The organism is Actinomadura sp. RB99 (genome assembly GCF_014706005.1).
Taxonomy (GTDB): domain Bacteria; phylum Actinomycetota; class Actinomycetes; order Streptosporangiales; family Streptosporangiaceae; genus Spirillospora.
The window spans coordinates 81,827-88,527 of the sequence record NZ_JABMCA010000040.1 but is presented as its reverse complement, the minus strand read 5'-3'; the positions used below and the strand labels follow the sequence as shown (position 1 = coordinate 88,527).

The 6,701-nt window shown below is 75.7% G+C and carries 3 protein-coding genes; 1 reads left to right on the top strand and 2 read right to left on the bottom strand.

The genetic code is table 11. From position 1 onward, the window contains the following. The first annotated feature begins 19 nt into the window (after nt 1–19). Complete coding sequence (locus tag amrb99_RS30175; protein ID WP_347256924.1) at nt 20–5,323, top strand: pentapeptide repeat-containing protein; 5,304 nt, start codon at nt 20–22, stop codon at nt 5,321–5,323. 202 nt (nt 5,324–5,525) lie between these two features. On the opposite strand, the gene coaE is transcribed toward amrb99_RS30175, so the two are convergent. Continuing rightward, the gene (gene coaE, locus amrb99_RS30170; protein WP_190862414.1) at nt 5,526–6,146 is read right to left on the bottom strand and encodes a dephospho-CoA kinase; all 621 of its coding nucleotides are present in this window, start codon (nt 6,144–6,146) and stop codon (nt 5,526–5,528) included. 35 nt (nt 6,147–6,181) lie between these two features. Further along, nucleotides 6,182–6,697, bottom strand: a complete 516-nt coding sequence (locus tag amrb99_RS30165) for a GNAT family N-acetyltransferase (RefSeq protein ID WP_190862412.1) — start codon at nt 6,695–6,697, stop codon at nt 6,182–6,184. Nucleotides 6,698–6,701: the final 4 nt, after the last annotated feature.

Here is a 6,701-nt window from a genome sequence, read left to right as displayed (position 1 = left end):
CCCGGCGCGCCGCGCGCCGGTGGCGGCGCCGGCGTTCCCCTCCGCGCGCGGCGGTGAGGAGCGCCGCGAGCGGCTGAGCGTGCTGCACGTGTCGGGCCCGCGGTTCGGCCGGACCCTCGCCGAGCCGGGCGAGCCGACGACGGCGGCGGAGCTGCAGGACCGCATCTGGAGCGACGTGACCCGGCTCGCCGACGCCGGCGTCCCCCGCCCGGACCTGCTGGTCGTCACCGGCAACCTCACCCACTCCGGCAGCCGCAAGGAGTTCGCCGAGGCGCTGTCGTTCCTGACGAGCCTGCGCGCCCTGCTCGGCCTGGAGGCGCAGCGCGTCGCGGTGGTGCCGGGCACGCACGACGTGACCCGCGCGGCCTGCCAGGCGTACTTCTCCAGCTGCGAGGCCGACGACATCGAGCCGCAGCCGCCCTACTGGCCGAAGTGGCGGCACTTCGCGAACCTGTTCAAGGAGTTCTACCAGGGCCTCGACGCGCTGATCTTCGACAGCGCGCAGCCCTGGACGCTGTTCCCCGTCCCCGACCTGAAGGTCGTCGTGGCGGGGCTCAACTCGACGCTCCCGCAGTCGCACCGCGAGGAGGACCGGTACGGGCGGGTCGGGCAGGCGCAGGCGGCCTGGTTCAACGAGCGGCTCCGCCACTTCGAGGACGAGGGATGGCTGCGGCTCAGCGCGGTGGAGCACACGCCCATCGCCGGGGAGCCGGGGGCGCTGCGCGACCCCGAGACGGTGGAGACGCTGCTGAGCGGCCACGTCAACCTGTTCTTCCAGGGCACCGAGTCCGATTTCGGCGCCGTGCCGCTGCTCGGCTCCGGCGTCCCGTCCGTCCCGGCGCTCGGCCCCGGCCGGCACCAGACCGTCGTGCTGCGCCCGGACGGCCTGGAGCGGTGGATCCCCGAGGACGCCGCCAGGCGCGGCCCCGAGCGCCTCGCCGTCGCCTGGTCGAAGACCGCGGGAACGTTCCCGCCCCGGGCGGAGGCGGCGCCGGCGGGACCGGCCGGTCCCCTCCCCGGGCTCGGCGCCGGCGAGGTCCCGGACCGCCCCGCCGACCCGGCGCCCGACCCCACGGCCCGGCTGCTGGACCGGCTCACCGAGGCGTGCGAGACCCGGTTCGAGCGCGCGACGATCCGGCGCGTCGTCCCGCCGCCGCGCGAGGACGGCCGCGCCGACCCGCCGCACCTGCTGCTCACCCACCTGGAGGACGGGTTCGTCCGGCAGTACCGGATCGGCGCGCACGTCGGGCAGGTGACCGCGGAGGACGTGGACGCGTTCGTCCGGCACGTGCACGCCGACGGCGCCGACCACGGGTCTGAGCTGGTCTACCTCGGTCCGGTGCCGCCGCGATCGCTGCGCGAGGACGCGCTGCGCCGCGGCATCCGGGTCCGCAGCCTCACCGAGTTCCAGGGGCTGCTCGACCTGTCGGAGTACGTGTCGGCGCAGACGGCGCGGCTGTCGGCGGGCGGGCTGTACCCGCCGTCGCTGTACGTCCCGCAGCGGTACCGGGAGCTGGACCGGTTCCGCCCGGACGCGCCGTCCGCCGAGACCTCCGGTGCGCCCGCCGCCGAGACCCCCGGCGGGGCGTCCGGAGCCGGCGTCGGCGTCGAGGAGGACGTCGTCGGGGAGATGCTGCGGCTGCTGGCCGCCGACCACGGCCGGTTCCTGCTGCTGCTGGGCGACTTCGGCCGCGGCAAGACGTTCGCGCTGCGCGAGCTGGCCCGCCGCATCCCCGAGGAGCTGCCGCACGTCGTCCCGATCCTCATCGAGCTGCGCGCCCTCGACAAGGCGCACTCGGTGGACGGTCTCGTCGCCGCGCACCTGGCCAACCACGGCGAGGAGCTGATCGACCTCAAGGCGTTCCACTACATGCTGCGGCAGGGCCGCATCGTGCTGCTGTTCGACGGGTTCGACGAGCTGGTCACCCGGGTGACCTACGACCAGGCCGCCGACCACCTCGACACCCTGCTCCAGGCCGCGCAGGACAAGGCGAAGATCGTCGTGGCGAGCCGCACCCAGCACTTCAAGTCGCAGGCGCAGGTGCTCACCGCCCTCGGCGAGAAGGTCGGGGTGCTGCCGCACCGGCGCGTCCTCGGGCTGGAGGAGTTCACGCCCCGGCAGGTCCGCTCCTACCTGGTCAACCGGTACGGCGACGAGGAGGCCGCCGACGCCCGCCTCGGCCTGCTGTCGGGCATCGAGGAACTGCTCGCGCTGACCTCCAACCCCCGCATGCTCAGCTTCATCGCCGACCTCCCCGAGGACCGGCTCCGCGCCGTCGCGCAGGCCCGCACCACGGTCAGCCCCGCCGACCTCTACCAGGAGATCCTGTCGTCGTGGCTGGCGTACGAGGCCGAGCGGGTCCGCGGCACCGGCGGGCCGTCCGGGCTCGCCGTCGACGACATGTGGGAGGCGGTCGGCACGCTCGCGCTGCGGCTGTGGGAGGGCAACGAGCAGTTCCTGCGCCTCGCCGAGCTCGCCGACGTCGCCGACACCCTCACCGGCCTCGCCGAGGGACGCCTGTCGCCGCACCAGGTGACGCACGCGGTCGGCGCCGGCAGCCTGCTCGTCCGCACCGACGAGGGCCTGTTCGGGTTCATCCACGGCTCGGTGGTGGAGTGGCTCGTCGCCCGGCACATCGCCGACGCGTTCGCCCGCGGCGCCGTCCCCGCCGCGCTGAGCCACCGCGCGCTGTCCCAGCTCACCGTGGACTTCCTCTGCGATCTCGCCGACACCCGCGCCTGCCAGGACTGGGCCGCCGGCGTCCTCGCCGACCCCGGCGCCGACGACACCGCCCGCGCCAACGCCATCCGCGTCACCACCCGGCTGCGCACCCCCGCCCGCACCGACCTGCGCGGCGCCCGCCTGCAGGGCGAGGACCTGTCCTACCGCGACCTGCACGAGGTCGACCTGACCGGCGCCGACCTCACCGACGCGCAGCTCGTCGGCGCGAACCTGTCGCGCGCGGTGCTGCGGGACGCCTCGCTCGCCGGGGCGCGGCTCGACGAGGCGAAGCTGACCGGCGCGGACCTGCGCGGCGCCGACCTGTCCCGGGCCCGGCTCGCCCGCGCCGACCTGCGCGACGCCGCCATCGAGGGCAGCCGCTGGACGCGCGCCGCGCTCGTCGACGCCGACCTGCCCGACCGGATCGCGACCGCGCCGGAGCTGCGCGAGGCCGCCATCGCTCCCGGCCGCCCCATCGACATCCAGGTCGCGCCCGCCGCCGTCGGCGTCCCCTACGGCTTCCACTTCCAGACCAGCCGGCTGCCGCAGCCGCTCGCCTACAGCCCCGGCGGGTCCGTCCTCGCCGTCGGCAGCGAGGACGGCGGCGTCCTCGTCTGCGACGCCGTCACCGGCACCCCGCTGCGCACCCTCCAGGGCCACCGCGACCGCGCCTACGCGGTGGCGTTCGACCGCGACGGCGACCTCCTCGCCAGCGGCTCCGCGGACGGCACCGTCCGCATCTGGGACCTCGCGAGCGGACGCTGCCGGCACACCCTCACCGTCCACCCCGAAGGCGTGTGGCCCGTCGTCGTCGGCGGGCACGCGCCCGCCGGCGGGAGCCTGGTGGCGGCGGGCGCCGCCGACGGCACGATCCGGATCTGGGACGCCGCCACCGGCGAGCACCTCCACGACCTGTCCGGGCACACCGCGCCCGTCTACACCGCCGTGTTCGACCCCGCCGGCTCCCTCATGGTCACCGGCGACGCGGGCGGCACCCTGCGGGTCTGGGACCTCGCCACCGGCGCGCTGCGGCGCGAGCTGACCGGCCACCGCGGCGCCGTGTTCCGCGCCGTGTTCCACCCCGGCGGCTCGGTGCTGGCGGCCGGCGACGAGGCCGGCGTCGTCCGGCTCTGGGACATCCGCACCGGCGAGATCCGGCAGGAGCTGCTCGGCCACACCGGCCGCGTCTACGCCATCGCGTTCCACCCCGGCGGCGACCTACTGGTCACCGGCGACACCGACGGGTCCGTCCGGCTCTGGGAGGACGGCCGGCCCCGCGCCGCCCTCGCCGGCCACGGCGGCGGCATCTACCAGGCCGCCTTCAGCCCCGACGGCGGCCGCCTCGCCACCGCCGACAGCGCCGGGTCCGTCCGGCTGTGGGACCCCGCGACGGGCCGGCAGCGCCTGGAGCTCGCCGGGCACCGCGGCGCCGTCTGGCCGTTCGCGTTCCGCCCCGACGGCCACCAGCTCGCCACCAGCAGCAACGACGGCACCGCCCGGCTGTGGGACGCCGAGACCGGACAGTGCCGGACGGTGCTGCGCGGCCACGGCCGCCGCGTCACCGGCGTCGCGTTCAGCCCGGACGGCGGGCTGCTGGCCTCCAGCGGCAACGACGGCCTCGTCCGGCTGTGGGAGCCGCGGACCGGCCGGATGGTCCGGGAGCTGCGCGGCGCCGCCGACAACCTCACCTCCGCCGCGTTCAACGGCCGCGACTCCCAGCTCGCGACCGCCACCAACGACGGCGGCGTCCACCTGTGGCAGGCCGGCACCGGCACGTTCGAGCGGGAGCTGAACGTCGAGACCGACCACGTGTGGGCGCAGGCGTTCGCGCCCGACGGCGACGTCCTCGCCACCGCCAACGACGACGACAGCGTCCGGCTCTGGTACTGGACGAGCGGCCGCGAGATCGTCAACCTCGCCGACCACCGCGGCCGGGTCCGCTCCATCTGCTTCCATCCCGGCGGCGACGCCGTCGCGACCGGCTGCGACGACGGCGTGGTCCGGCTGTGGGAGCCGCGCACCGGCGAACTCCTCCGGATGCTGCGCGGCCACGCCGACCGCGTCTACCAGGTCGCGTTCGCGCCGTCCGGCGACGTCCTCGCCAGCGCCAGCAACGACGGCACCGTCCGGCTGTGGGACCCGTCATCCGGCGAGGCGCTGCACGAGCTGCGCGGCCACGTCGGCCGCCTGTGGACGACCGCGTTCCACCCGTCCGGGGAGATGCTCGCCAGCGCCGGCGACGACCTCGTCGTCCGGCTCTGGGACCCCGCGACCGGCCGGCCGCTGCACACCCTCACCGGCCACACCCGGCGCGTCTGGTCGGCGGCGTTCAGCCCCGACGGGACGCAGCTCGCCACCGCAGGCGACGACGGCGCCGTCATCCTGTGGGACGTCTCCGACCGCGCCGCCCCGGTCCGCCGCGCGACCCTCCTCGGCCTCGCCGAGGGCTGGGCAGCGCTCGCGCCCGACGGCCGCTACAAGTGGGAGGGCAACGCCACCGCCGAGTTCTGGTACGCCGTCGGCATGTGCCGCTTCGAACCCGGCGAGCTCGACGACTACCTCCGCGAGGTCCGCCAGCTCCCCATGGACGCGGTGTTCTAGCAAGCTCGGCCCAAGAGCCTCGCCTGGGGCTCGGCTCTTGACCGTGCTTGTGCGAGCGCGACCTCGCTTCGCGAGCTTCCCGGTGGGGGCTCGCCTTCGGCATCGCCCCCACCGGTCAGATAGCGCGCTCGCGTGACGGCTCAGGTCTGCTCGTGACGACTCAGGGCCGCTCGTGACGGCTCAGGGCTGCTCGTGCGACGGGTCAGGGCCGCTCGCTTGCGGGCTTGTCGGCGGCCTGGCGGGTGAGGGTCTCCCAGAGGGCGTCGACCTGGGACTTCAGGTCGTCCAGGGTGCCGGAGTTGTCGATCACGTGGGTGGCGACGGCGCGGCGCTGCTCCCGGGTGGCCTGGTTCGCCATGCGGGCGCGGGCGTCCTCCTCGGTCATGCCGCGCCGGGACGTCAGCCGGTCCAGCTGGGTCTCCTCGGGCGCGTCCACGACCACCACCGCGTCGTACATGCCGGCGAGGCCGTTCTCCGCCAGCAGCGGGACGTCGTAGACGACGATCGCGTCGGCGGGCGCGGCGTCCATGAGCTCCTGCATCCGCTCCCCGACCAGGGGGTGGACGATGGCGTTCAGCGCGGCGAGCCGGTCCGCGTCGGCGAACACGATCCTGCCGACGCGCTCCCGGTCGAGGGCGCCGGACGGCAGCAGCACCTCCTCGCCGAACTCGGCGACGACCGCGGCGAGACCCGGCGTGCCCGGCTCGACCACCTCGCGGGCGATCTTGTCGGCGTCGATGACCACCGCGCCGCGCTCGTCCAGCCGCGCGGACACCTCGCTCTTGCCCGACCCGATTCCGCCGGTGAGTCCCACTTTCAGCACGCGCCCACCCTAGCGCCGGCGGGCCCGGCCGCGGATCAGGGGGTTTCGGCGGGGACGAGGGTTTTGCGCATGTGTACGAGCGTCAGGTGCGCGGCGACCCGCTCGCGGTGCGTCTCGGCGTAGCCGAGCCGCCGGTACAGGCGCAGGTTGCCCTCGCTGAGGTGCCCGGTGAACAGCACGCACGCGTCGGCGCGGCCCGCGACGCGCTCCTCCAGCTCCCGCATCAGCCGCCCACCGATCCCGCGGCCCTGCAGGTCCGGCGCGACGACGAGCCGCCCGACCAGGCAGGTGTGGTCGCTGAACTGGGCGCGGACGGCGCCGGCCATCCGGCCGCCGAGCACCGCCTTCAGCACCACGGCGTCGCCCTCCAGCACCTTGCGGAGCTGCTCCAGCGACTCCACCAGCGGCGGGATGAACGGGTCGCCGTACAGCTGCGCCTCGGAGACGTAGGCGGCGCGCTGCAGCGTCAGCAGCTCGCCGGCGTCGGCGGGCACCGCCGCCTCGACCGTCGCCGTGCTCGCGTCCCCGCTCCCGGGCCCCGCGTCCCGCATGGTC